Annotated in this window: 20 protein-coding genes; 6 read left to right on the top strand and 14 right to left on the bottom strand. The window is 70.4% G+C overall.

Features of this window, described 5'->3' with window-relative positions; all coding sequences use genetic code 11:
• Positions 1 to 19 precede the first annotated feature (19 nt).
• Entirely contained in the window at positions 20 to 2,014 is a 1,995-nt protein-coding gene (locus tag ACFQZY_RS15710; protein ID WP_377417513.1) for a transglycosylase SLT domain-containing protein, read from the bottom strand.
• A gap of 9 nt (positions 2,015 to 2,023) precedes the next feature.
• Here ACFQZY_RS15710 and ACFQZY_RS15705 point away from each other — a divergent pair, with 9 nt between their 5' ends.
• Positions 2,024 to 2,611, top strand: a complete 588-nt coding sequence (locus ACFQZY_RS15705) for a 5-formyltetrahydrofolate cyclo-ligase (RefSeq protein ID WP_377417511.1) — start codon at positions 2,024 to 2,026, stop codon at positions 2,609 to 2,611.
• A 28-nt stretch (positions 2,612 to 2,639) separates the two neighbouring features.
• Here ACFQZY_RS15705 and ACFQZY_RS15700 read toward each other — a convergent pair whose 3' ends face one another.
• The gene (locus ACFQZY_RS15700) at positions 2,640 to 3,491 is read right to left on the bottom strand and encodes a DUF6279 family lipoprotein (protein ID WP_377417509.1); all 852 of its coding nucleotides are present in this window, start codon (positions 3,489 to 3,491) and stop codon (positions 2,640 to 2,642) included.
• Positions 3,492 to 3,540: 49 nt separating this feature from the next.
• Here ACFQZY_RS15700 and glmU point away from each other — a divergent pair, with 49 nt between their 5' ends.
• Positions 3,541 to 4,941 carry a bifunctional UDP-N-acetylglucosamine diphosphorylase/glucosamine-1-phosphate N-acetyltransferase GlmU gene (glmU, locus tag ACFQZY_RS15695; protein WP_377417565.1) on the top strand — a complete coding sequence of 467 codons (1,401 nt, stop codon included), beginning with the start codon at positions 3,541 to 3,543 and terminating at the stop codon, positions 4,939 to 4,941.
• 58 nt (positions 4,942 to 4,999) lie between these two features.
• On the opposite strand, the gene ACFQZY_RS15690 is transcribed toward glmU, so the two are convergent.
• From ACFQZY_RS15690 to ACFQZY_RS15680, 3 genes are all read right to left on the bottom strand, one after another.
• Entirely contained in the window at positions 5,000 to 5,986 is a 987-nt protein-coding gene (locus ACFQZY_RS15690; protein ID WP_377417507.1) for a Bug family tripartite tricarboxylate transporter substrate binding protein, read from the bottom strand.
• Between the two features lie 98 nt (positions 5,987 to 6,084).
• Positions 6,085 to 7,029 carry a 2-hydroxyacid dehydrogenase gene (locus ACFQZY_RS15685; protein WP_377417505.1) on the bottom strand — a complete coding sequence of 315 codons (945 nt, stop codon included), beginning with the start codon at positions 7,027 to 7,029 and terminating at the stop codon, positions 6,085 to 6,087.
• Positions 7,030 to 7,051: 22 nt separating this feature from the next.
• Positions 7,052 to 8,260, bottom strand: coding sequence for a mandelate racemase/muconate lactonizing enzyme family protein (locus tag ACFQZY_RS15680; RefSeq protein ID WP_377417503.1), 1,209 nt, complete (start codon positions 8,258 to 8,260; stop codon positions 7,052 to 7,054).
• 116 nt (positions 8,261 to 8,376) lie between these two features.
• On the opposite strand from ACFQZY_RS15680, the gene ACFQZY_RS15675 reads away from it, so the two are divergent.
• Positions 8,377 to 9,057: a FadR/GntR family transcriptional regulator gene (locus tag ACFQZY_RS15675; RefSeq protein WP_377417501.1), complete on the top strand. Its 681-nt coding sequence runs from the start codon at positions 8,377 to 8,379 to the stop codon at positions 9,055 to 9,057.
• Positions 9,058 to 9,093: 36 nt separating this feature from the next.
• Here the strand turns inward: ACFQZY_RS15675 and ACFQZY_RS15670 are convergent, their stop codons facing one another.
• Positions 9,094 to 9,585 carry an Lrp/AsnC family transcriptional regulator gene (locus ACFQZY_RS15670; protein ID WP_377417499.1) on the bottom strand — a complete coding sequence of 164 codons (492 nt, stop codon included), beginning with the start codon at positions 9,583 to 9,585 and terminating at the stop codon, positions 9,094 to 9,096.
• A gap of 122 nt (positions 9,586 to 9,707) precedes the next feature.
• Between ACFQZY_RS15670 and glmS the strand changes: the two genes are divergently transcribed.
• Positions 9,708 to 11,579 (top strand): glutamine--fructose-6-phosphate transaminase (isomerizing), encoded by a 1,872-nt coding sequence (glmS, locus tag ACFQZY_RS15665; RefSeq protein ID WP_377417497.1) that lies wholly within the window; start codon positions 9,708 to 9,710, stop codon positions 11,577 to 11,579.
• Between the two features lie 102 nt (positions 11,580 to 11,681).
• Here the strand turns inward: glmS and ACFQZY_RS15660 are convergent, their stop codons facing one another.
• The 3 genes from ACFQZY_RS15660 to ACFQZY_RS15650 all read right to left on the bottom strand — a co-directional run bounded on the left by ACFQZY_RS15660 (position 11,682) and on the right by ACFQZY_RS15650 (position 15,722).
• A complete protein-coding gene (locus ACFQZY_RS15660) occupies positions 11,682 to 12,857 on the bottom strand; it encodes a hypothetical protein (RefSeq protein ID WP_377417495.1) in 1,176 nt (391 codons plus the stop codon).
• Between the two features lie 2 nt (positions 12,858 to 12,859).
• Positions 12,860 to 13,381 carry a hypothetical protein gene (locus ACFQZY_RS15655; protein WP_377417493.1) on the bottom strand — a complete coding sequence of 174 codons (522 nt, stop codon included), beginning with the start codon at positions 13,379 to 13,381 and terminating at the stop codon, positions 12,860 to 12,862.
• Positions 13,382 to 13,631: 250 nt separating this feature from the next.
• Positions 13,632 to 15,722, bottom strand: coding sequence for a DUF2779 domain-containing protein (locus tag ACFQZY_RS15650; RefSeq protein WP_377417491.1), 2,091 nt, complete (start codon positions 15,720 to 15,722; stop codon positions 13,632 to 13,634).
• A gap of 342 nt (positions 15,723 to 16,064) precedes the next feature.
• Here ACFQZY_RS15650 and ACFQZY_RS15645 point away from each other — a divergent pair, with 342 nt between their 5' ends.
• On the top strand, positions 16,065 to 17,348 hold the full coding sequence (locus ACFQZY_RS15645; RefSeq protein WP_377417489.1) for a PD-(D/E)XK nuclease family protein: 1,284 nt from the start codon (positions 16,065 to 16,067) through the stop codon (positions 17,346 to 17,348).
• A gap of 801 nt (positions 17,349 to 18,149) precedes the next feature.
• Positions 18,150 to 19,028 (top strand): Rossmann-like and DUF2520 domain-containing protein, encoded by an 879-nt coding sequence (locus tag ACFQZY_RS15640; protein WP_377417487.1) that lies wholly within the window; start codon positions 18,150 to 18,152, stop codon positions 19,026 to 19,028.
• Here ACFQZY_RS15640 and ACFQZY_RS15635 read toward each other — a convergent pair.
• The 5 genes from ACFQZY_RS15635 to panD all read right to left on the bottom strand — a co-directional run bounded on the left by ACFQZY_RS15635 (position 19,015) and on the right by panD (position 24,084).
• Positions 19,015 to 20,007 carry a Bug family tripartite tricarboxylate transporter substrate binding protein gene (locus ACFQZY_RS15635; protein ID WP_377417485.1) on the bottom strand — a complete coding sequence of 331 codons (993 nt, stop codon included), beginning with the start codon at positions 20,005 to 20,007 and terminating at the stop codon, positions 19,015 to 19,017. The genes ACFQZY_RS15640 and ACFQZY_RS15635 overlap by 14 nt on opposite strands.
• A gap of 32 nt (positions 20,008 to 20,039) precedes the next feature.
• Positions 20,040 to 21,212 carry a tricarballylate utilization 4Fe-4S protein TcuB gene (gene tcuB / locus ACFQZY_RS15630; RefSeq protein WP_377417483.1) on the bottom strand — a complete coding sequence of 391 codons (1,173 nt, stop codon included), beginning with the start codon at positions 21,210 to 21,212 and terminating at the stop codon, positions 20,040 to 20,042.
• Positions 21,199 to 22,614, bottom strand: a complete 1,416-nt coding sequence (tcuA, locus tag ACFQZY_RS15625; RefSeq protein ID WP_377417481.1) for an FAD-dependent tricarballylate dehydrogenase TcuA — start codon at positions 22,612 to 22,614, stop codon at positions 21,199 to 21,201. Before tcuA ends, tcuB begins: the two co-directional genes overlap by 14 nt.
• A gap of 162 nt (positions 22,615 to 22,776) precedes the next feature.
• A complete protein-coding gene (locus ACFQZY_RS15620; RefSeq protein ID WP_377417479.1) occupies positions 22,777 to 23,670 on the bottom strand; it encodes a LysR family transcriptional regulator in 894 nt (297 codons plus the stop codon).
• Between the two features lie 33 nt (positions 23,671 to 23,703).
• Positions 23,704 to 24,084: an aspartate 1-decarboxylase gene (gene panD / locus ACFQZY_RS15615; RefSeq protein WP_377417477.1), complete on the bottom strand. Its 381-nt coding sequence runs from the start codon at positions 24,082 to 24,084 to the stop codon at positions 23,704 to 23,706.
• Between the last annotated feature and the right edge of the window lie 6 nt (positions 24,085 to 24,090).

The raw sequence follows: 24,090 nt of genomic DNA, 5'->3' as shown, positions 1-24,090 counted from the left end.
CGGCTTCTCCTTGGGGGGCTCAGGGCAGTTCGCGATTGGGCTCGGGCTGGTTCGGGTCGCGCGGGCCCACGGTGCCCAGGCGCGCGCGCAGCGACTGCGGCTGGCCCGAGATCACCGCGGCGTAGAGCGTGGCGTTGGCCAGCACCTTCTTGACGTAGTCCCGCGTCTCGTTGAACGGCACGTTCTCGGCCCAGGCCGCGCCCTCCAGCACCGGGCCGTTGCGCCAGGCGCGCGGCCGGCTCGGGCCGGCGTTGTAGGCCGCCGCGGCCATCGGCATGGAGCCGCCGAAGTCGTCCAGCACCAGCTTGAGGTAGGCGGTGCCGATGGCGATGTTGGTGTCGCGGTCCGACAGCTGGTCGGGGTTGAAGCCGTTCAGGCCGATGCGCCGCGCGGTCCAGCGCGCGGTGGCGGGCATCACCTGCATCAGGCCCGAGGCGCCCACGTGAGAGCGGGCGTCGGTCACGAAGCGGCTCTCCTGGCGGATCAGGCCATAGACGTACGACGGGTCCAGCGCGATCTCGCGGCTGCGGCGCAGCACGGCCTCGCGCATCGGCATGGGGAAGCGCTGGTCCACGTCGAACTCGGCGCGGGTGCGCTCGCTGGTGTTGATGCAGCGGTCCCAGACCTCGCGCTCGCACGCCCATTGCGCGGCGGCCAGCAGTTCGCGGTCGCCCATGCCGCCGGGGCGGTGCAGGTTGGTGGTGTAGTTCCACTCGCGCACGCCGTCGGCGCGCAGGCCGATGGCGATGGCGTGCAGGGCCCGCTGCAGGCCGGGGTTGGTGCGCGCGGCCTCGCGCTCCTCGGCGGTGAGCGGCGCGGGGCGCGGCGGCACGGTGATGCGCTGGCCCAGTTCCTCCAGCGCGAGCTGCTCGTAGAAGCCGCGCGGCGAGGCCAGGCCTTCCATCACGCGCCGGCCCTCGGCGCGGTCGGCCTCGCTGCCGGCGGCCAGCAGCGCGCGGGCACGCCAGTAGGTCCAGGCCGGGTCCCGCTGCAGCGCCGGGCCCATGGCCTCGATCGTCTCGCGCAGCGCCTTCCAGGGCGGCGTGCTGGCGGCGCGCAGCGTGGCGCGGGCCTTCCAGGCGAGCATTTCGTCGGTGAGGTCCTCGTCGCGCGTCACGCGCCCGTAGAACGACAGCGCGTTCGGCGAGAGCTTGAACGCGCTCTGGCGGCCAATGGCGCCCCACAGCCAGTTGCGCTCCTCGGGCGTGAGCGAGGGGCTCCACTTCGTGTCCAGCGTGGCGGCGGCGGTCTCGGGCTCGGTGGCCGCCAGGCGGGCCAGTGCCAGCACCACCAGCTCCTTGCGGATCCGCGAGTTGGCGGTGGCGCGGCTGTCCAGGTACTTGACCGGGTTGGCCAGGGCCTCGTCGACCAGGTTCACGGCTTGCGGCGCGACGATCTCCAGCGCCGCCCGCACCATGCGCGGGCGGTTGAACTCGGCGCCCAGGCGCGCCTTGCGCCAGACGTCCAGCGGCTGCAGGCGGGCATGGCGCGGGCCGTCGACCAGGGCGCGCGCCAGCGTGGTGCAGGCGTCCTCGGCCTCGCGCTGGGAAAACCACAGCCGGCGGGCCTCGTCCACCAGCGCCGGGGTGGGGCCCTCGCGCAGGTGCTGCACCGTCAGGGCGTAGCACTTGACCTGCGTGTCGTCGTTCATGCGAAAGCGCGCATGCTCGGGAGCGAAGTTCGTCCAGTCGCGGCGCTGGCCCAGGAGCAGGAGCCAGTCGTTGCGCAGGCGGTCCTCCTGGTAGGTGCCGGCCCAGCGCGCGAGGAAGTCCTGCACCTCCTGCGGGGTGGCGGTGTCGAGGCGGGCGCGCAGCTCCCAGTAGGCGCCCCAGGGCTCCAGCAGGTGGCCGCGCAGCTGGGGCAGGAGCTGGGCGAGGCGGGGGCGCTGGCCCTGGCGGAAGGCCTGGGCCATCTCGAGCACGACCTCGTCACCGCGCGGGTCGGGCCGGCCCTGGGCCTGCGCCGCGCCGGCGAGGGTGGCCGCGATCAGTGTCAGAATCAATCGGAACTTCATCGGGGAATTATGGACAAGTCGGAACAGAAAAAGGCCCTGCGACAAAGCCTGCTCGATGCCCGCCTGCACCTGCCGGACCGCCTCGCCCGCGCCGACCTGCTGCAGCGGGTCATGCGCATCTGGCTGGTGGGCCGGCCCGACGCCGTGATCGGCGCGTACTGGCCCATCAAGGGCGAGTTCGACCCGCTGCCCGCCCTGCACCGCTGGAAGGAGGACGGCGAGCTGCTCGATGAGCCCCAGCGCCGGCGCATCGGCCTGCCGGTGGTGGACAAGGTCCACAAGACCCTCACCTTCCATGCCTGGTTCCCCGGCTGCCCGATGGAGGAGGATGCCTACGGCATTCCCAAGCCCAAGGACACCGAGATCATCGTCCCCACGCTCCTGTTCGTGCCTTGCGTGGGGTACGGGCCGGGGGGCTTCCGCCTCGGCTACGGCGGCGGCTTCTACGACCGCACCCTGGCCAGCCTCGAGCCCCGGCCCTTCACCGTGGGCCTGGGCTTCACCTGCGGCTTCGTCCCGGACCTCGAGCCCGAGCCGCACGACATGCCGCTGGACGCGATCCTGAACGACAACGGCGTGGTCTGGCCGGTGCGCTGAGGCCGCGGCCCCGCCATCCCCGCCGCGCCTACTTCGGCGAGGCGAGGTCGGAGAAGTCCCGCTGCCAGGCGCGCAGGCGCCGCATCGACGCCTCGCGCTGGGCGGGCGTGGCGGCGGCATGCACCGCGGCCACCAGGGCGCAGTTGTGCTGCGTGGCCTGTTCCTGGAGCCGGCGGTAGGCGGGGTCCGGCGAGTGCTGCGCCCGCGCGAGCAGGGCCTGGAGCTGCCGGCGCGCCTCGGCCGGCGAGGTGCCCGGCGCCTGCAGCTGCCGCAGCACCTGCAGCGTGTCGGCCTGACGCCGGTGGCGCTCGGCGAGGACGCGCGCCGCATCGAAGGGCGACGCCTCGAGCTGCTGGCGCAGCACCACGCGCTGCGGCTCCTCCAGCTTGCCGTAGGCCATCTCCAGCCGCTCGGCGAACAGCTTGAGGCGCCGCTCGCGCCGGTCGGCCGCTGAGGCGGTGACCCACTGCTTGCGGAAGTCCTCGTTGTTGGTTTCGAAGCGCCGCGCCAGGTGGCGCAGCTGGTCGGGCGTGAGCGTGAGGGCGAACTGGGCGAGCACCGGCTCCACCTGCGCGCGCAGGGCGTCCAGCCGGGCGAGGCCGCTCTCGTACAGCGCGCAGGCCTGGGCCCCGCCGAAGTCGCCCGCCGCGAGTTGCTCGGCCTGCCGCGCCAGGGCCACCAGCCGGGGCAGTTCCTCGGTGCGGTGCCACTGGTGCACCTGCTCGAGCGCCTCGCGCACGCGCGGGGTCTGGGCATCGCTGAAATCAAAGTAGCCGTCGAGCCACCAGTACGCCAGCTGGGGCGCGTTGGCGTACCCGAGCTGGAGCGCGCTGCAGCCCGCCAGCGCCGAGGCCAGCGCCAGCGCGCCGATAATCCGCACGAGATTCCAGGCACGAGTCATAGAGGAAAGAGGCAAGTCGATGACGTCAATGGCGGCAGTGGATGTGGTGGTGATGGCCGCCGGCAAGGGTACGCGAATGAAGAGCAACCTGCCCAAAGTGTTGCACCGTTTGGGCGGGCGCGCACTGCTGGCGCACGTGGTCGATGCGGCCGCGGGGCTGGCGCCCCGGCGCGTGGTCGTGGTCACCGGGCACGGCGCCGCGCAGGTGGCCGAGGCGGCCCGGGGCTTCGCCGCCGGCGCCGGCCTGGCCGGCTGCGACACGGTGCTGCAGGAGCCGCAACTGGGCACCGGCCACGCCGTGCAGCAGGCCCTGCCCCTGCTGCCCGAGGACGGCACCTGCCTGGTGCTCAATGGCGACGTGCCCCTGGTCGAGTCCGCCACCCTGCGCGCGCTGGTGGCCGCCAGCGAGGGCGGCAGGCTGGCCCTGCTGACCGTGGACATGCCGGACCCCACCGGCTACGGCCGCATCGTGCGCGAGGGCGAGGCGGTGCAGGCGATCGTGGAGCACAAGGACGCGAGCGAGGCGCAGCGCGCCATCCGCGAGGTCTACACCGGCTTCATGGCCGTTCCCAACCGGCTGCTGCGGGCCTGGCTCGCGCGCCTGACCAACGACAACGCCCAGGGCGAGTACTACCTGACCGACGTGGTGAAGTTCGCCGCGCAGGATGGCGTGCCGGTGGCCGCCCTCAAGACCGCCGACAAGGTGCAGGTCGACGGCGTGAACAGCCCGCTGCAGCTCGCCGAGCTGGAGCGCGCCTACCAGCTGCGCCGCGCCCGCGCGCTGATGGAGCAGGGCGTGCGCCTGGCCGACCCGGCCCGCTTCGACGTGCGCGGCACGCTCGACTGCGCCGGCGACGTGGAGATCGACGTGAACTGCGTCTTCGAGGGCGCGGTGTCGCTGGGCGAGGGCGTGCGCATCGGCGCCAACTGCGTGATCGCCAACGCCCGCATCGACGCGGGCGCGGTGATCCATCCCTTCACCCACATCGACGGCGAGAAGCTCGGCGTGGAGGTGGGGGCGGGCGCGCTCGTGGGCCCGTTCGCCCGCCTGCGGCCCGGCGCGAAGCTGGGCGCCGAGGTCCACATCGGCAACTTCGTCGAGGTGAAGAACTCCACCCTGGCCGACGGCGCCAAGGCCAACCACCTGGCCTACCTGGGCGATGCCACCGTGGGCGAACGGGTGAACTACGGCGCCGGCAGCATCACCGCCAACTACGACGGCGCCAACAAGCACCGCACCGTGATCGAGGCCGACGTGCACGTGGGCAGCAACTGCGTGCTGGTGGCGCCCGTCACCCTGGGGGCGGGCGGCACCATCGGCGGCGGCTCCACCATCACCAAGGACACGCCGGCGGGCGCACTGTCCGTGGCCCGGGGCAAGCAGGTCAGCATCCCCAACTGGCAGCGGCCGGTCAAGAAGAAGGCCTGACCGCCCCGGCCTGGCCGCGAGGCCGGGCAGGCGCGCCTGCCGCCGCCGGCTGCCGCTGTCAGACGTTGCCTTCGAGCTCCTTGCCGGCGCGCTGGATCACGCCGGCCCAGCGCTTGTTCTCGCGCGCCAGGAAGTCGCTGGTCTCCTGCGGCGTGGAGGTCAGCACCTCGGCGCCGGCCTCTGTCAGGCGCGAGCGGATCTCGGGCGAGCGGATGATCTGGATCAGGAGGGCGGCCAGTCGCTCGGTGGCGGCCTTGGGCAGGGAGGTGGGCACCACCACGCCCTGGTAGGTGCCGGACTCGAAGTCCTTCACGCCCTGTTCGGCGATGGTGGCCACGTTGGGTAGCAGCGGCGTGCGGGTGCGCTTGGACACGCCGATCACCTTCAGGCGCCCGGCCTGGACCAGGGGCATCGTGGCCAGCATGCCGTTCAGGCAGATCTGCGTGTTGCCGGCGGCGGTGTCGGCCAGCGCCTGCGCGCCGCCGCGGAACGGCACATGCTGCCACTTCAGGCCGGTGGACAGGGCGATGTCCACCACGCCCAGGTGGTTGGCCGAGCCCGAGCCGGCGGAGGACAGGTTCATGGACCGCGTCTTCGACAGCGCCACCAGCTCGGTGATGGTGTTCGCCTGCACCGAGGGGTGGGCCACCAGCAGGTGGGGCGAGTAGGCCAGCATGGTCACGCCCTTGAGGTCGGCCGGCTTGTACGGCAGTTCCTTGGTGACCAGGGGGCTGATCGCCAGCGAGCTCATGTCGGTGAGCATCATGGTGTGTTCGTCGGTCGCCGTGGCGGTGGCCGCGGCGGCGATCGCGCCGTTGGCGCCGGTGCGGTTCTCGATCACCACCGGCACGCCCAGCGCATCACCCAGCGGCTTGCTGATCAGGCGGGCGATGGTGTCGGAAGTGCCGCCCGGCGCGAAGGGGATGACGATGCGCAGCGGCCGGCTCGGCCAGGTGGCGGCCGAGGCGAGGGCGGGGCCGCCCAGGGCGGTGGCGCCCGCGGCGGCGGCGGTGGCCTTGAGCAGGGTGCGGCGGTGAAGGGTCATGCGTTGTCTCCTGGGTTGCGGCCGTTCGGCCTGTCTGGGTGCGACTGTGACCTCAGTCGGTCGTGATCATGACGGCGGTGCGGGGCTCGGGTGTCACCCTAGCGCACCCGGTTCTGCAGCGGCTCGCCGGCGGCGAGCCGGCGGATGTTGTCGGCGATGAAGGCATAGCGGCGCGCCAGCAGGCCATGGGTCCAGCCCGAGATGTGCGGGGTGCAGCGCACGTTGGGCAGGGTGTGGAATGGCAGCGAGGCCGGGGCCAGTTCGGCCTGGCCGGCGGCCGGGTAGTGGTACCAGACATCGAGCACCGCGCGGCCGATGCGGCCGGCCTGCAGCGCGTCGAACAGCGGCTGTTCCTGCACCAGGGGGGCGCGGCCCACGTTCACCAGCAGCGAGGTCGGCTTCATCGCGGCGAGCTCGCGCTCGCCCACCAGGCCGCGGGTCTGCTCGTTCAGCGGGCAGCACAGGACCAGCACGTCGATGGCGGGCAGCAGGCCGGCGAGGTCGGCCACCGGATGCACCGCATCCGCGCCCTCCACCGGAACGCCCTGGCGGGTGACCGCGGTCACGTGCAGGCCGAGCGCGCGCAGGCGCGAGGCGGTGGCCCGGCCGATGGCGCCGAAGCCGACGATGGCGGCGCGGCGGCCGAAGGCCTCGTCGTGGAACGGCCGCTCGAAGTAGGCGCGCGGCCAGGTGGCGGCGTCCAGCGGCGCGGGGACGGGCTGGCTGAAGATGGCCTGGTCCAGCACCGCGTGGCAGACGAACTCGGCGATCGGGATCTCGTGCTCGAACACGTTGCAGACGCGGCAGCCTTCCGGCACCGCGTCGAGGGCGATGGTGTCCAGGCCGGCGCCGGGCGCCTGGAACAGGCGGGCCTGCAGGCGCGAGGCCTCGCTGGCATTCAGGCGGGTGCTGACCACGACCTCGGCTTCGATCGGGCCCTCGGCCGGCAGCGAGGCAACGCCGCGGACCTGGAAAGCATCCCCCAGCAGGCGCTGCAGCAGGGGGACATGGGGGACATGCTGTCCGACGACGGTGACTTGCATGGAATCTCTGGATGAAAAAGGGTCAGCGGGCCTGGCCGCTCACGCGCACGGTGGCATCGGGCCGGGCCTTCACCGCGTCCTGCAGGCGGGTGCCCAGGCCGGGGGCCTGCGGCGCCAGGGCCATGCCGTCCTTCAGCACCGGCAGGTCGGTGACCAGGTCACGGTACCAGGTGCTCAGGGACGCGCGCACCACCTCCTGGAAGATGGCGGTGGGCGCATGCAGCGCCAGGTGCAGGCCCGCCATCAGCGTGACGGGGCCGGTGCAGTCGTGCGGGGCCACCGGCTTGGCGTACGCCTGGGCCAGGGCGGCGATCTTGCGGCCCTCGCTGAAGCCGCCGCACCAGGCCAGGTCCAGCATGACCATGTCGAGGGCATCGGCGGCCAGCAGGTCGCGGAACGGGACCACGCCGCCCAGGGTCTCGCTGCCGCAGATCGGCACGCGGGTCTGGCGGCGCAGGTCGGCCAGGGCGCGGGCGTCGTCCATCTTGGCGATCGGGTCCTCGGCCCAGAAGATGCCCAGGTCCTCCAGCGCGCGGCAGATGCGGGTGGCGGCATGGCTGCCCCAGAGGCTGTGGAGCTCGCACATCACCTCGATCTGGTCGCCCACGGCCTGGCGGATCTTGCGGAAAGGCGCCAGGCCCTCCTTCAGCTGGGGCAGGGTGATCATCTGCCCGCCGCTGGCGGCGGCGAAGTCGTCGAAGGGCCAGATCTTCATCGCGGTGAAGCCTTCGGACAGCAGGCTCTCGGCCAGCTTGCCGGCGTCGCGCATGAAGGCGACCTGGTCGTCGTAGGGGCCGGCGCTGGCGTCGCCGCTGCCGATGGACCGGCGCACCGCGCTGCTGGTGTTGAAGGCGTAGCCGGCGCAGGTGTTGTAGGCCCGCACCCGGTCGCGCGCGCCGCCGCCCAGGGCCACGTAGACCGGCTCGCCCTGGCGCTGGCCGGCCAGGTCCCACAGGGCGATGTCCACCGCGCTGGCGGCGCGCACCTCGGCGCTGGCGCTGTGGAAGCCCAGGTAGGGCGCGGACAGGTGCTGCGAGATGCCCTCGATGTGGCGGGCGTCGCGGCCGACCAGCCAGGGCGCGACCTGCTCGTGCAGCACCGCCTCCACCGCCTGCGCGCCGCGGAAGGTCTCGCCCAGGCCGGTGCGGCCGTCGTCGGTCTCGATCTCGAGCCAGATCAGGTTGGGGCGTTCGGCGATGCGGACGGTGCGCAGGGCGGTGACGAGGGACATGGCGTAGGGGGTGTTGCGTTGCGGCGGATTATTCGAAGCCGCCGGATGACCTGTCAACGAAACGCCAAAGTTGTTTGACAACTTGCTAGGATGCGGCTGAAGCCGAGGAGTCCGCCATGCCCGCCCCCGCCCTTGCCGACCATGTCTACGAGCAGATCGTCGCCACCATCGCCCGCGAGGCGCTGGCGCCGCACACCCGCCTGCCCAGCGAGGCCGCGCTGGGCGAGCGCTTCGGCGCCTCGCGCCCGGTGGTGCGGCAGGCGCTGGCGCGGCTGCGGGCCGAGGGCCGGGTCTATGCGCGCCAGGGTGCAGGCAACTTCGTCGGGGAGGCGGCGCCGCTGTCGCGCGTGACCTTCGGCGCCTTGCGCAGCCTGGCGGACATCCGCGCGCTGCTGGATTTCCGCTGCGTGCTGGAGGGCGAGAGCGCGGCCCGCGCGGCGCAGTGCACCGACCGGCAGCTGCTGCACGCCATCACCGCCCGGCGCCGCCTGCTGGAGGCCGCGGTGGCCCGCGGCGACAAGGCGGTGGACGAGGACATCGCCTTCCACCGCGCCATCGCCGAGGCCAGCGGCAACCGCTTCTTCATGCTCACGATGGCGGCGCTGGAGGAGCAGTTCCGCTATGCGGTGAAGCTCGCGCGCGAGCTGTCGGCGCAGCCGGTGCGCGAGCGCGCCAGCCATGTGCGCGACGAGCACCGCGCCATCGACGCCGCCATCGCCGCGGGCGACCCGCAGGCCGCCCGGGACGCGATGACGCGCCACCTGCGCGGGGGCATGGCGCGCCTGTTCGGCGGGTAGGGGCGGCGGCGGGCGGCGGCGGTCGCTGGCGGCGCCTCAGGCCAGCGGGATGCGCGGCGCGAACTTGGCGCGGCGCACCGAGAAGAAGGCCTTGACGTTGCGCACGTTGGCATCGGCCGTGAACAGCCGCTGCTGCAAGGCCAGGTAGCCCGGCATGTCGGCGGCGCGCACGTGCAGGATGAAGTCGGGCCCCGGCGAGACGCGGTAGCACTGCTGCACCGCGTCGTCGGCGACGACGCGGGCCTCGAAGGCGGCCAGGTGCTCGGCGCCCTGGCGCTCCAGCGTCACCTCGACGATGGCTTCCAGCCCGTGGCCCAGGACCTCGCCGAGGCGGTCGGCATGCAGCACCGCCACCTGCCGTTCGATCAGCCCCGCCTCGTGCAGGCGCTTGACCCGCCGCAGGCAGGTGGGCGGCGAGACATGGACCCGGCGCGCCAGCTCGAGGTTGCTCAGCGAGGCATCCTGCTGGAGCAAGTCCAGCAGGTGGCGGTCGATGGTGTCGAGAAACCTGGCTTCAATTTCTTGCATGTTGGGGAAATCTTATTTCATCAATTGAGATGCGAGAAATAAAAAACCATCGGATTTAAAAATTCGGACACAAATTCCGTTCCATCCCTCCTACAGTCCAGCCAACCTCAGGAGCTTCCACCATGTGCGGCATCGTCGCCGCGGTCTCTGACCGCAACATCGTCCCCATCCTCGTCCAGGGCCTGCAGCGGCTCGAGTACCGGGGCTATGACTCCTGCGGCGTCGCGGTGCATGCCGGCGGCCTGCGCCGCGCGCGCAGCACCCAGCGCGTCGCGGAACTGCTGCAGCAGGTGACCGCCGAGAAGCTCGAGGGCACGACCGGCATCGCCCACACCCGCTGGGCCACGCACGGCGCCCCGGCGGTGCACAACGCCCACCCGCATTTCAGCCACGGCCCCGGCGCCGCCGCCGACAAGGCCGGCCGCATCGCGCTGGTCCACAACGGCATCATCGAGAACCACGACGAGCTGCGCGCCGCGCTGCAGGCCCGGGGCTATGCCTTCGCCAGCCAGACCGACACCGAGGTCATCGCCCACCTGGTCGACAGCCTCTACGAGGGCGACCTGTTCGAGGCGGTGCAGGCCGCCGTGGCGCAGCTGCATGGCGCCTATGCCATCGCCGTGTTCTGCAAGGACGAGCCGCACCGCGTGGTCGGCGCGCGCGCCGGCTCGCCCCTGGTGCTGGGCGTGGGCGAGGGCGGCAAGGAGCATTTCCTGGCCAGCGACGCGATGGCCCTGGCCGGCGTGACCGACCAGATCGTCTACCTCGAGGAGGGCGACCTGGTGGACCTGCAGCTGGGCCGCTTCTGGGTGACGGACCGCGGCGGCCGCCGCGCCGAGCGCCCGGTGCGCACGGTGCGTGCCCACAGCGGCGCGGCTGAACTCGGCCCCTACCGGCACTACATGCAGAAGGAGATCTTCGAGCAGCCGCGCGCCATCGCCGACACGCTCGAGGGCCTGGAGGCAGTGGTGCCCGAGCTGTTCGAGGGCGCCGGCCAGCCCGCGCCGGGCGAGGGCGCGCACCGCACCTTCCAGAAGATCGACTCGGTCCTGATCCTCGCCTGCGGCACCAGCTACTACAGCGGCTGCGCCGCGAAGTACTGGCTGGAGTCGATCGCGAAGATCCCGACCCAGGTGGAGATCGCCAGCGAGTACCGCTACCGCGAGTCGGTGCCGAATCCGGACACGCTGGTGGTCACCATCAGCCAGTCCGGCGAGACGGCCGACACGCTGGCGGCGCTGCGCCATGCGCAGTCCCTGGGCATGACGAACACGCTCACCGTGTGCAATGTGGCCACGTCGGCGATGGTGCGCGAGTGCAAGCTGGCCTACCTCACGCGCGCCGGCGTGGAGGTGGGCGTGGCCTCGACCAAGGCCTTCACCACGCAGCTGGCGGGCCTGTTCCTGCTCACGCTGGCCCTGGCCCAGGCCAAGGGCCGCCTGACCGAGGCCGAGGAAGCGGCCCACCTCAAGGCCATGCGCCACCTGCCGGCGGCGCTGTCCGCGGTGCTGGCGCTGGAGCCGCAGATCATTTCGTGGGCGGAGGACTTCGCGGGCAAGCAGAACGCGCTGTTCCTGGGCCGGGGGCTGCACTACCCGATCGCCCTCGAGGGCGCGCTCAAGCTCAAGGAGATCACCTACATCCACGCCGAGGCCTATGCAGCCGGCGAACTCAAGCACGGCCCGCTGGCGCTGGTGACCAGCGAGATGCCGGTGGTCACCGTGGCGCCGAACGACGCGCTGCTGGAGAAGCTGAAAAGCAACATGCAGGAAGTGCGCGCGCGCGGCGGCGTGCTGTACGTGCTGGCCGACGCGGACACCCGCATCGAGAGCAGCGACGGCCTGCACGTGATCCGCATGCCCGAGCACTACGGCCCGCTCAGCCCCCTGCTGCACGTGGTGCCGCTGCAGCTGCTGGCGTACCACACGGCGGTGGCGCGGGGGACGGACGTGGACAAGCCGAGGAACCTGGCGAAGAGCGTGACGGTGGAGTGAGCGGCGAGGGTGCTTCAGGTGCCGTCCTTCTTCAGGACAGCAGCGGTTCCCATGCCAAGCGAATTGTCGACATCAAGAGCCTTTGGTGGCGCGTCGACTCTTCTATCCCCGGATGCGGTGTCCCTGGATGAGGCCGTGCAGGGCGACTAGGTCAGCCGCTGACATACCGCCCCCGCGAAGCTGTCCGACACTCCAGGCAATCGCCTCGTCGAACCGCTCATTGGCCAGGGCCTTCCTTACCGCGCGTCCATCAGTGGTGACGGGCCTGCGCGGGCTTCCTCCGGCGGGCAGGAGCCGGAGGAAGGACTTCAAGGCGCGTTGCACTTCGGCGGGTGCCTGCTGCAGGCCCTGCGGGTCCTGGGCCAACATCGTGCACAGGACTTCCCGATCCGAGCGCGCCGGCTCCTCCAGGTGGGGATAGCCGCTGTCCCAGCCGTTGATTTTGGATGCCGCAAGCCGGCCGACCGAGACGCTGCCACGCACCCGGGCCGACGCGTACGCCACCACCCATCCACCTGTGGCCGGGATCAAGGCCTCGAAGTGCCGGACCCGGTCCAGGAATTGCCTCGGCGCGTTCTCGAAGAACAGCCTGATGCGGTCGCGGTGCTCGCGCCGTGGTTCCCCAGGGGTCCAGGCCAGGAAGGCCCGGGCCTTGGCCAGGTCGGTGTAACTGGGGCCGTTTCCCCGCATCTGGTCGATGGCCTGGTCGATGACGGCGAGGTCTGCGGCACCATAGTGCTCGGTGTCGTAGCCCAGGCTGAACAAGGTGGCGAACGGGGCCTGGCGGCCCAGTTGCCTCTTGCTGGGGTAGCGGCCCAGCCGAACCGCCAGGGCCTGCCAGGCATGCTGAAGCGCATCGCGAAACTCCGGCGCGTGGTCATAGGCGCCGCCTTCATCATCCAGCAAAGCCTCGGCATCCTCCTGGGAAAGCCCCTCGTCCAGCAAGCTCTGGCAGGCGGCCCTGCGACTCATCGCGTGATAGCCCTCGGGCGGGAGCGTCGTCACCAGCGTGCGCTCTCCCACCACGACGCCCGCGCCTTCGGGCCATGCGAACTCGACTGCCTTGCAGCCGGTGGTCTGTCGAACCAACCGGGCGATATGCACAACCGTCGTCAGGGGCGCCGAGAGGACCACCGTGGTGCCGCTGTGGCGCAGATGCCCGGTGGTCTTGAGGTCAAAGCCCAACGCCAGGGGAACCGAGGTGTGCGCTGGGATGGCGTGCATCCGGCAGAAAGAAGCGGCGGCCGCTGGCGGAACAGTGGTCAGTACGACGCCCATGGTCAGGCCGCCTCCTGGTCCGCAAGGCCCGACCCCAGGGTGCCGAGGTCTCGCACGACGCGATCGAGTTGGTTGATGTCCCGCGTCGCCAGGGCAGGCAACTGCAGCCTGATCGCCTGCAGGCTGGCCGCGGCCCCCAGGGCCGCGAGTTGCACCGCCACATTCATCGCCACGCGTGGGCCCGCCGGTGATGGCGTGTCCTGGGTGTCCGCAGCAATCCCCTCCAGTTGGATGCTCTCGGCGAGCCCGTTGTACCGCTGCGCATCGGCTTGCTCATGGAAGGGCGCAGATTTGACGAGTTCAAGGAGCCGCTCGCAGGGGTGCGAGTCCAGGCCGCTGCGCAAGCGCGTGACCAGCAGCCGCAACGCAGCGTCATACGATTCCTTGAAGAAGGCCTGCTCCTGGCCGTCCATCTCATCGAATCGCGCGACGGCCGAGAGCCAGGCCATGGCGACGGCATCCAATTGCTGTTTGTCCAGGGCCGGCGCCTTGACCAGCAATTGCAGAGTTTCTTCAAGCGTCATCGGCGAAATACCACTTTGCTTCCCATTCCAAAAACAGCCAGATCCGGCGCGTGTTCTGGGGCCGTGCGCATGTCGAGCCTTCGCGTTAGACCCGCGCGGTAAGTACTGTCCGGTGTGGCGTATGAACTTAACCTTAACTCAATGACGACGGCCCGGTCCCCAGGGCGCCGGCCTATGCCTTGCTGGCGAACCAACCGGCGTCGGTGCGTGGATCGACGCGCGCAAGCCAGCGGGCGGGACGTGGACGGCATCACCCGCCCAAACCTGCCAATGGCAGGGGCCGCCCCCGCAGTTCCATCAGGCCCTGGACCAGCATCACCATGGCCAGGGTGTCCAGTTCGCAGTAGCGCAATAGTGCTGCCTCGATTTCCTGCCGTTGTGCGGGTGCCAGCCGCGAGAACTGGGTGTAGTTGTAGGCCGTCATGGCCGCGCCCCCATGGGCGATGGCTCCGTCTTCCCCGTCGGACCCGCGAAGCCGAAGGAGCATGGCGTCGAGCGCGTCGAAGCCGGCCCCGAAAATGGGCGGCAGCGTCTTGTAGGGGTCTCCGCCGCAACCGTCCTGCAACCACACGTGCCCACCTGTGCCGTCGAAGTTCAAGCTCGCGATCGGCAACCCGCGGCCGTAGATGCCGGCTCGGGCGTACAACTGCCGCAGGCCGGGGGCATCGTTCAAGATGGCGGGCAGCATGTACTTGAGGGAGACGCTGCCCCCGGCTCGTGCCGAGTAATAGCCCTCCTGGACCAGGCGGTGCAGGTCCACCATCTCACGGGCCGGGGCGTCAGCGCCCTCCCCTGGGCCGGTGATGAGGTCGATGAAGGCGATCAACTCGGGGGCATCGGCCTGGGCGCTTGCCGCGACGAGTGGGCGCAGTTTCCTCAGTACCGAGTTTTCGTGGAAGTGGTACCTGAAAACCGTGCCCATCAGGCGACCCTGCGGCATGAGGGCCGCGCGCAGTTGGCGAACGAACTCGATGCTCGGAAAGACGCCTGCATCCGTGCAGATCCACTGGGAGGCGTGCCGGATCGTCACATGCCCGGCGGCGTCCTTTTCCATGACGTGATGGCTGAACTGGAAGGCGAGGGTCTCATGCGGCCGGGTTCCCTTGAAGAAGGGCACGGCGGGAGCCGAAGTCTCGAAGTCGATCATGTGCAATGGCCATTCCCAGCGGTCCATCTCGGCCAGGCGGTCCTCCCGGATCTCGAAGCTGAAGTCGGGTTCGCGAACTGCGCGAACCTGGGCCAGCCGACGCTCCAGAGGCGTGAAACCAATCGCCGGGGCGACCCGTGCCGGGGCGATGTCCTGCTCCTGCACATCGGCCAGCAGCGCCCGGCGTGCCTGGAGTACCCGCTGCGCAATGCCCGGCCTTCCCGCCATCGCGCCCCACAGGTCAATGGCCAGCGGCTGGCTGCGATCGACGCTCGCCTTGGGCGTATCGAGCAGGCCCCGCCGGATGGCCTCCTCGAGGCATTCATGCACGCCGCTGCGCAGAGGATCGCCCTCAGTCGCACGGTACTGGCAGTCCTTGCAGGCCTTGCTCATGCCCCCGAAATGACGGATTTCCTGGTGCTGAAGCCCGGCCGCCCACGCCATGAAGGCGGGCAGGCTGGCGACCTGCTCGGGGGGTGCGCCCGTGACGTCCACCGGTGCAGCCCGCAAGCCTTGCACCAAGTCGCTCACGTCCACCTCCCTCAGGATGTCGAGCGACCCGAGCGCAGCCCGGTCCAGGCCCGCAGCGACCTCCACCCGGGCGTTACGTCCGTCGGCGTCAAAGACGACGGGGAACTGCTGGTGCAAGGCCTCGACGTCGCAGGCCACCGATTTGTCCATGAGCACCAGCTTGGGAACGATCTGCCAGCCGGGAAACACACGGGAAGCCACCTCCGCCTGGAACGCCACGTCATAGAGGTAAGGCCGCCAGGCCTTGTCAGTGAATTGCCCGGCGACGTCCTGCTCGCTCACCCCCTTGGACTTGACCTCGATGAGCTCGATGCGCTTGCGCTCCTGATCCCGAATCAGCAGGTCAACCCGAACGAAATAGTGGTCGTGGCGCAGGGCTGCCTCCGCGACCACGACCCGGCCTGGGACCGCCAGGCGCTGGTGGGTCTGCGCCACCGACTCATCGTAGCCGTTCGCCTCGACTGTGATCGCCTGGCCGATCGGGTCTGGGTGGTACTTGAATTTGGCGAGCGTGCCGACTTGGTGGCCACCATCCGCCAGGGCTGCGAGGAAGGCATTTTCTCGCATCTGGTTGCGGTAGTCGCCGGGACGGGACTCGTAGTAAAGCTTCGTCGGGCATTCCAAGGCGATCTTGAACCGGGACTTGGTGAGCGGCTTGAGCATCAGACTTCCTCATGAACACGGAGGGGTCCTTTTGAACCAGCCCCTGACGCATCCACTGGCTGGAATGCACCGGTAGCGGGCCGGGCGGACGTCGGAGGGTGGAACGTTTTCCCGAATCGACATCGATTTACCAATGAATGCGATGCCATTCGAGCCTGAGCCTGAAAAAGATTACCGCAAGCCTTGGTAAAAAGCCAATATCGGTGAAGTCGAGAATCGACGAATCGAATGGAAATACGTAGGGTCAATGGATTCATCCGGCTAATGCATTGGTAATTTAAAAACTATTCCTTGCGTGCGCGCGGACAGGCCGAAACTGCCACCTAAGAGGGAAGCGGAAAATTGAATATTTTTGAGATCTTCTGCAAGGGAGACGGGCGCGTCGACGAGCCGAACATGAGTTCTGTGCTGGCGTTCCTGCTCAATCCCGACGGTTCGCACGGCTACGCTCGCGCGTTCCTGGGCGAGTTTCTCGAGCCCTGTCGCGAGGCGATCACCCGCCTGGACCTGTGGAGCGATATCCGCCCGCGCAATCGACCGCAGACGATGCTGGAGGCCATCAAGGCCTTCGACCGGGTCCAGGTCAGTCTCGAAGAGCGCCTGCCGATGCGACTGGGCCAGTCAGGCGCACCGGACGCGCGCATGAGCCGGCGGGACCTGGACATCGTCATCCGGTTGTACCTGCCCCACGACCAACTGCGCCTGGTGGTCGCGATCGAGAACAAGATCTCCGACGGTGCGGCCGATCCGACGCAGTTGTGGGACGAATACCAGTTGCTCCGCAACAGCGTGGATGAAGAGTCGCTGGAGCAGGGGAGCACCGTGCCTATCCTGTTGGTCTATCTGACGCCCCGGCCCTGCCGGCTCAGCGGCGCCGCGGTGCGGGCCTCCTGGGAGCGCCTGCGTATTCCCGAGGGGAGCGTCGACCAAAAGATGAATTACTCGTGGGCGGCGTCTGACGAGGCGCATGTGCCTTCCATCACGGAGCTGGCCCGCACGATGCTGGAGAACGAACACTGGGGCCGCATCAATCCGGCCTCCAGCCATGCGGGACTTCTGCTGCGGTCCCTGGTCATGTTCATCGCCAACGATTTCAGCATTGGCACGGAAGAGTTCGGCCGAGACGCCGACAACGCGATGGCGGAAGTCGACCTTCCGGCGTTTTGGACCCGTTGGCCCAGCGGCAAGGCGCGCAGTCAGGCGCTGGCGCAACGGCTCTTCCAGGCGATCTTGCACTGCCTGGAGGAGGACGCCCTTCGCATCGAAGGCGCTGGCCGACGCGTCGGGATGAGGTCCACCAAGACCCGCATCACGATCTACTTGCCCTGCCGTGAAGAACGTGCCGAGGCGCCCGGCCGCTTCCTGGAGGGCCCGATCGCCCGGTTGCGAAATGACGGCAGGACGACCGGGACGCGGTTGCACCTGGAGTTCGAGCGCCGGTTGCAGACTCCGCCGGAGTCGCTCTTTGCCGATTTGCCGCGCGACGTGAAGGCGAAATTGCAGATCGCCGTGGGTGAGCGCCGAACGACCTACGACCTCATCATTCCGAGCGACCTTCCCACCGAGTACTTGGGAGCGATCGTCCGGCCCGCGCTCCACGAAGCTGTCCTGTCCGTCCTGGGCTAGGGCGAGCCTGACTGGATTCGTCGCGCGCTCCTAGGCCATGCGCAGCGAGCGCGTCGTAGCCCATGACCCGTCGGTCATCGTCCGTGACGACCAAGGTGCGGCTCGCACGGCTGCCCCGGTGGGCCAGGGCCCGGGGCTCGAGCAACTCGTCCAGCACCGACTCGCCGTAGCCAAACCCCTGGACCTGGGCCTCGGCTGGTAGCGGTGCCGGGGCGTGGAGGGTCATCGGCCCGCCTTCCAGGGCGCCTTGACCGCGCGCGGGCGCTCCAGCCCGGGATCGGATGCCGCCGGAGGCATCCAGCAAGGCGGTGAACTCCCGGAGCCGGGTGTCATCCAGCTTGATGAATACCTGGTCGAGCAGTACGGATTGCGCCTCCTTCTCAGGCGAACAGATCCATGAATGCCGGCTCTACAGGTATTCATTGTCAGCACACAGGGCGGCCCCGCGCCGCCTCCCGCGCTGCGATGCAGCCAGAACGTGAACCGGAGCCTGTGATGGTGCTCGCCGATGCCGCGCAGGACGGCCTTCTCGGCGATGACGGTGACCTTGTCGAAGTTGCCGTCGTCGTCTTCCGCCGCGCTGGCTCCGCGGCGATGGGGCGCCGAGGTGCCGCAGGGGTCGCGTAGAGTTGCGGCATCCTGGACGCGGGCTGCATGCCCTGCGCCCGCTCACCGGAAGGCCCAACGACAACCTGAGACATCCCATGGATCGCAGACACCTCCCGACCCGCGCCGGCATCGCCGGAGGCGCCGCCGTCCTCGCGGCTGCCGCCTTCGCCCGTTGACGGGCGCCGAGCCGACATGCAACGACTCAACGTCATCGGCACCGGCCGGGTCGGCCAGGCGCTGGCGCGCCTGTGGCACGCGCGCGGGCTGTGCGAAGTGCAGGACCTGTTGGCCCGCCGCGCGGACAGCGTGGCGCGCGCGCAGGCCTTCATCGGTGCGGGCCGCGCCGCCGCCGGCCTGGACGACCTGCGCGAGGCCGACCTGTGGATGCTCAGCGTGCCGGACTCGCAGGTGGCCGAGGTGGCCGCGCAGCTCGCGCAGTCGCTGCGCGCGCGCGGCCAGGTACGCCCGGCCCTGGCCTTCCACTGCAGCGGCTTCCTGCCGGCGTCCGCGATGGCGCCGCTGCAGGCGCTGGGGTGGCTGGCGGCCAGCGTGCATCCGGTGCTGAACTTCGCCTCACCCGAGGCGGGCGCCGCCCGCTTCCCCGGCACGCCCTGCGGGCTCGAGGGCGATGCGGCGGCGAAGGGCGCGCTGCGCCCGCTGTTCGAGGCCATCGGCGGCGAGTGCTTCGAGGTGCAGGGCGAGCACAAGCCCCTGTACCACGGGGCCGCGGTGATCTGCAGCAACTTCATGATCGTGCTGCAGGCCATCGCCCGCGAGGCCTGGGCCGAGGCCGGCGTGCCGCCGGCCCTGGTGCCCAAGGTCAACGAGGCCCTGCTGCGCGCCACCGTGGAGAACACCCTGGCCCTCGGCCCGGCCGGCTCCATCGTCGGCCCCGCCGCGCGCGGCGACACGGCGGTGGTGCTGGCGCAGGGCGACCGCGTCGCGCACTGGCATCCCGAGGCCGGCCGCATCTACCGCGAGATGAGCGTGCTGGCGCGCCGCCTGGCCGTCACCGGCAGCACGCTGCCGGCGGACCGCGACGACGCCGCCGCGGAAGTCAGGGCGTCGTGATCTTGCGCTCCCGGATCACGCGGCCCCACAGGGCCGACTCGCGCGCGATCTCCCGGGCCAGTTCATCGCGGGTGCCCGGCTGGGGCAGCAGGCCGTGGCTGCTCAGGGCCTCGGACAGGGCCGGGTCCTTCAGCACCTTCACCAGCTCGCTGTTCCAGCGATCCAGGACCGGCGCCGGCACCTTGGCTGACGCCACGAAGGCGTACCAGTTGGTGGCCACGTAGCCGGGGTAGCCCGACTCCGCGATCGTCGGCACCTTGGGCAGGGCGGCGAGCCGCCGGGCGCCCGTGGACGCCAGGGGAATGAGCTTGCCGCTGTCGATGTGCGCCTGGGCCGTCGACAGCGTGGAGTAGTAGGCGGCGACCCGCCCGGCCAGCAGGTCCTGCAGGGCCGGCGCGCCCCCCTTGTACGGGACATGCACGGTGTCGATCCTGGCCATGTCGTCCAGCAGTTCCCCGGCCAGGTGCGACGCCGAACCCGGGCCGGTGGACGCGTAGTCGAGCTTGCCCGGGTTGGCCTTGGCGTAGGCGATGAACTCGGCGAAGGTCCTGATGCGCGTGCCCGCATGGACCACCAGCACGTTCGGGAAATTCACGCCCATGGTGATGGGCGCCAGGTCCTTTTGCGGGTCGTAGGGCAGTTTCATCAGGTGCGGGGCGATCGCCAGCGGGCCGACCGATCCGAACAGGATCACGCTGCCGTCCGCCGGGCCCTGGGCCACGAACTGGTGCGCGATGTTGCCGCCCGCCCCCGGCTTGTTGTCGATGATGACGCCGATGCCGAGGTTCTCGCCGAGCTTCTTGCCGATCTGGCGGGCCGCGCTGTCGGCCGCGCCACCGGCGGCGAAGCCGACCACGATGGTCACCGCCTTCTTCGGCGGGAAGTCGGGGGCGGCCTGCGCGCGGGCAGGGGCCGCGGCCAGCAGGGTGGCGGCCGTCGCGCACGCGGCGACGGCACTCAGGATCAGTCGCTTCTTCAAGGGAAGGTCCTCCAGGGCAGGATGGGGCGGGTTCAGTCGGCCGCCAGGCCGACCGGGTTGGGGCGGCGCTTCTCGACGTTGTGACGCAGGAGCGCCGCGGTGCGGAACACGCCGTGGGCGAACTTCCCATAGGGCAGCGTGGCGAACAGCGCCATCACCGCGCCGAGGTGGACGCACAGGAGCAAGGCGAGCGCGGGCGTCGAGCGGGCAAGCCACAGCGCGAGTCCGCTGGCGGCGGTGAGGAACAGCAAGGCGATGAAGCCCCGGTCCATCGGCCGCTGCGCCGCGTCGCCATGTTCCGCCTGCCGGCGCAGGTTCAGGCGCCACAGCCAGGCGGTGCCGGCCGCCAGGCTCACGCCGCCCGCCACTCCCAGCAGCTTGGGCAGGGACGGCAGGTCGTACGGCGCGGCCCACCCGAACAGGTAGTGGTAGAGGGTCGCCACGCTGGTGGCGGCGAAGCACAGCAGGAAGCCGTAGAAGGTGAGGTGGTGGGCGCGGCGGCGCGCCAGGGTGTAGGCGTCGTCGTCGTTGTGGCAACCGTCGCCGTGGCCGCCGTCCAGGTACTTCAGGCGCAGCACGTCGTGCGCGGTCTCGGCCGCTTCGGGCAGGCGCGCGGGCTGGCCGCTGGTGGCCGGCGTGACCTCGCGCCAGAAGCGGCGCACGCCCATGCCCAGGGCGAAGGTGACGAACAGGAAGACCGGGGCGAACAGGGCCACCAGCAGGTTGTGCGGGAAGATGCCGTAGAAGCCCGCCGAGGCATCGGCGCCCCACAGCGAGCCCTTCATCGCCGCGGCCAGCGCCATGAAGGCCGCGAGCGCCACCGCCAGTGCCAGGGACAGGGTGAGGCCGTTGCGGCGGTACAGCGCCCCGAGGGCGGGCGGCCAGGCGTAGTCGGCATAGGTCTGGCCGCGCACCCGGGCCATCGACTGCGGCACGTTGATCGCGAACTCGTGTGGTGGCGCGTACTGGCAGGCGTGCAGGCAGGCGCCGCAGTTGTGGCACAGGTTGGCGAGGAAGTGGATGTCGGCCTTGCCGAACTCCAGCCGCCGAGTCATCGCCGGAAAGACCGCGCAGAAGCCCTCGCAGTAGCGGCAGGCATTGCAGATCTGCATCTGCCGGGCGACTTCGGCTTCCGGGCCGGTGAGCACGACGTCCCCCTGCGCCAGGGCGCAGGCGTCGCGGGTGAGGGCTTCAAGCGCCTGCATGTGCGGTGACTCCTTGCTGCTTCGCGGCGCGCGCCGCCTGCGTTCCGGCGATGCGGCCGAAGGCCGTGCCGATGCTCATGCCGACGCCGGCGGTGTAGCCCTTGCCCAGCACGTTGCCGGCCATCATTTCGCCGGCCACGAACAGGTTGTCGCTGGGCACGCCGCCGAAGCGGACGGCGGCCGTCTCGTCGGTCTTCAGCCCGAGGTAGGTGAAGGTCACGCCGGGACGCAGCGCATAGGCGTAGAACGGCGCCGTGTCGATGGGGCGCGCCCAGTGCGTCTTGGCCGGGGCCACGCCCTCGGTGCGGCAGTCGTCCAGCGCGGTGTGGTCGAAAGTGCCGGGGCGGCAGGCGGCGTTGTAGTCGGCGAGCGTGCGGGTGAAGGTGGGAACGTCCAGGCCGAGCTTGGCGGCGAGCTCCGGCAGGCTGTCCGCCTTGACGCCCGGGAACACCGGCGGCATGAAGCGGCCGATGGCCTTGGCGTCGATGATGGAGTAGCCGATCTGCCCCGGCTGCTGCGCCACCAGGCGGCCCCAGATGGCGTAGCGCTTGGGCCAGAAGTCCTCGCCCTCGTCATAGAAGCGGCGGGCCTCCCGGTTCACCACCACGCCCAGCGAGACGCAGTCGATGCGGGTGCAGATGCCGCCGTCGTACAGCGGCGCCCGGGCGTCGATGGCCACCATGTGCGCCTGCGTCGGGTCGCCGATGCGGTCGGCGCCGTGGTCGTCGAGCAGGTGGCGAAGCAGCACCCCCTGGTTGAAGCGCGTGCCCCGGATCAGGAAGTTGTCGGCCGGCCACTCGCCGTGCGCGTTGCGGCCCCAGGCCTCGCGCAGCCAGGCGCGGTCGGATTCGAAGCCGCCGGCGGCCAGCACGCAGGCCTTCGCCTCGATGCGCTCGCCCCGGCACCAGGCGGCGACGAAGCGGCCGTCCCGCAACTCGATGCGGTCCACCGGGGACTCGTAGCGCACCTGCACGCCCAGCCTCCCGGCGCTGCGGTAGTAGGCATTGACCAGGGCCTTGCCGCCGCCCATGAAGAAGGCATTGGTGCGGGCCACGTGCAGCGCGCCGGACAGCGGCGGCTGGAAGCGCACGCCGTGCTTGCGCATCCAGTCGCGGCAGGTGGACGAGGCGCGGATGGTCAGGCGTGCGAGGTGTTCGTCGGTGAGCCCGCCGGTGACCTTGAGCAGGTCCTGCCAGAACTCCTCCTCGGGGTAGGCGTCCACCAGGACGTCCTGCGGCGCGTCGTGCATGCAGCGCAGGTTGCGGGTGTGGCTGGAATTGCCGCCGCGCCAGGCGCGCGGCGCGGATTCCAGCAGCATCACGCTGGCGCCCGCTTCGGCGGCCATCAGGGCCGCGCAGAGGGCGGCGTTGCCGCCGCCGATGACAAGCACGTCGGTGCCCATGGGATTCTTCGCTCGGTTGAAAGACCGGCAGATTCTCCCGAGGCCCCCTTCATGAGTGAAATGAAAAACCGGGCGCTATTGTTGCGGTTGGCGCATAAGTGGCCGAGACGGCCCTAGGGTGTGTCATCGGATTCCCCGGGCCGGGGAATCCGATGACACACCCTAGTCGTCGATCCGGACGCCCCGGACCAGGTCCGCGAAGGCCTGGGCGGCCGGCGACAGCGTGCCGCGGGCAGGCCGCAGCAGGACCACCTTGCGCCGTACCACCGGGTGGGTGAGCGGGATCTTGTGCACGCCGGGGCGGTCCCCCTTGCGGAAGGTGGAGGAGGGCAGGATCGCGCTGCCCACGCCGGCGGCCACGAAGTTCACCGCGGTGGCATGGTGCTGCACCTCGTAGTTGCCATGCAGGCGGATGCCCCGCTTGGCGAGCTGGTAGTCCATGAAGACGCGGGTGGCGGTGAAGCTGCTCACGCCGATCAGGTCGGCGTCGCGCATGTCGGCCCAGGTCACCGAGCGCCGCGCCTGCAGCGGGTGCGGGGCGCGGCAGATGAAGACGAGCGGGTCCGCCAGCAGCACGGTCTCCGCCAGGTCGGGGTGCTTCTCGCCCTGCACCGCGATGCCCAGTTCGGCCTGGCCCGCCAGCACCGCGTCGCGCACCTCCTGCGAGGCGCCGTCCAGCAGGCGGATGCGGTTGTCCGGGTACTGCCCGGCGTACTGCTGGATGACCTTGGGGAGCACGTGCGAGGTCATCGAGGGGATGCAGGCCAGGGTGAAGTGGCCGCGGGCGCGCAGCGACATGTCCTTGAGCCGGTCCACCGCGGCGGTCATCTCCTGGACGATGGCGCGGGCCTGGGGCAGGAAGTCGCGGCCGACGGCGGTCAGGTCCACGCGCCGCGTGGTCCGATCGAGCAGGCGCAGGCCGAGGTAGGCCTCCAGCTTCTGGATGCGGCGTGTCAGGGCGGTCTGCGTGATGTGCAGTTCGCTCGCGGCCTTGCTGAAGCCGCCCAGTTCGGCCACCGCGACGAAGGCCTGCACGCCGTCGAAATCGATCTTCATGGAATCGCTCCTGGCGTGCGGCCCGGGCCGGCGTCAGGGCTGCTGCACGGGCACGGCGTGCCGCAGTTCCTTCTGGCGGTTGGCCTCGTCCACGAACACCAGCTTGGGCTGGTGCTCCTTCACCTGGGTCTCGTGGACCTGGGCGAAGCTGGCGATGATCAGCAGGTCGCCCACGCTGGCGCGGCGCGCGGCGGAGCCGTTGACCGAGATGATGCCGCTGCCACGCTGCGCGCGGATGGCGTAGGTCACGAAGCGCTCGCCGTTGTTGATGTTCCAGATGTGGACCTGCTCGTTCTCCATGATGTCGGCGGCATCGAGCAGGTCTTCGTCGATGGCGCAGGAGCCTTCGTAGTGGAGTTCGGCGTGGGTCGCGGCGACGCGGTGGATCTTGGATTTGAGCAGGGTGCGGAACATGGCAGT

The organism is Ramlibacter sp. GCM10027632 (assembly GCF_042675325.1).
Lineage (GTDB): Bacteria > Pseudomonadota > Gammaproteobacteria > Burkholderiales > Burkholderiaceae_C > Ramlibacter.
The sequence above is the reverse complement of the archived record's forward strand: the minus strand, read 5'-3'. Positions and strand labels throughout refer to the sequence as shown.

Excerpts from the sequence above, each read along its gene's own strand:
- ACFQZY_RS15650 (WP_377417491.1), bottom strand. The coding sequence starts at position 15,722 with ATGCTCAAGCCGCTCACCAAGTCCCGGTTCAAGATCGCCTTGGAATGC.
- ACFQZY_RS15670 (WP_377417499.1), bottom strand. The coding sequence starts at position 9,585 with ATGCAAGAAATTGAAGCCAGGTTTCTCGACACCATCGACCGCCACCTG.
- tcuA (WP_377417481.1), bottom strand. The coding sequence starts at position 22,614 with ATGGGCACCGACGTGCTTGTCATCGGCGGCGGCAACGCCGCCCTCTGC.
- ACFQZY_RS15685 (WP_377417505.1), bottom strand. The coding sequence starts at position 7,029 with ATGCAAGTCACCGTCGTCGGACAGCATGTCCCCCATGTCCCCCTGCTG.
- tcuB (WP_377417483.1), bottom strand. The coding sequence starts at position 21,212 with ATGCAGGCGCTTGAAGCCCTCACCCGCGACGCCTGCGCCCTGGCGCAG.
- ACFQZY_RS15675 (WP_377417501.1), top strand. The coding sequence starts at position 8,377 with ATGCCCGCCCCCGCCCTTGCCGACCATGTCTACGAGCAGATCGTCGCC.
- glmS (WP_377417497.1), top strand. The coding sequence starts at position 9,708 with ATGTGCGGCATCGTCGCCGCGGTCTCTGACCGCAACATCGTCCCCATC.
- glmU (WP_377417565.1), top strand. The coding sequence starts at position 3,541 with ATGGCGGCAGTGGATGTGGTGGTGATGGCCGCCGGCAAGGGTACGCGA.
- ACFQZY_RS15640 (WP_377417487.1), top strand. The coding sequence starts at position 18,150 with ATGCAACGACTCAACGTCATCGGCACCGGCCGGGTCGGCCAGGCGCTG.
- panD (WP_377417477.1), bottom strand. The coding sequence starts at position 24,084 with ATGTTCCGCACCCTGCTCAAATCCAAGATCCACCGCGTCGCCGCGACC.
- ACFQZY_RS15690 (WP_377417507.1), bottom strand. The coding sequence starts at position 5,986 with ATGACCCTTCACCGCCGCACCCTGCTCAAGGCCACCGCCGCCGCCGCG.
- ACFQZY_RS15680 (WP_377417503.1), bottom strand. The coding sequence starts at position 8,260 with ATGTCCCTCGTCACCGCCCTGCGCACCGTCCGCATCGCCGAACGCCCC.
- ACFQZY_RS15620 (WP_377417479.1), bottom strand. The coding sequence starts at position 23,670 with ATGAAGATCGATTTCGACGGCGTGCAGGCCTTCGTCGCGGTGGCCGAA.
- ACFQZY_RS15655 (WP_377417493.1), bottom strand. The coding sequence starts at position 13,381 with ATGACGCTTGAAGAAACTCTGCAATTGCTGGTCAAGGCGCCGGCCCTG.
- ACFQZY_RS15660 (WP_377417495.1), bottom strand. The coding sequence starts at position 12,857 with ATGGGCGTCGTACTGACCACTGTTCCGCCAGCGGCCGCCGCTTCTTTC.
- ACFQZY_RS15710 (WP_377417513.1), bottom strand. The coding sequence starts at position 2,014 with ATGAAGTTCCGATTGATTCTGACACTGATCGCGGCCACCCTCGCCGGC.
- ACFQZY_RS15705 (WP_377417511.1), top strand. The coding sequence starts at position 2,024 with ATGGACAAGTCGGAACAGAAAAAGGCCCTGCGACAAAGCCTGCTCGAT.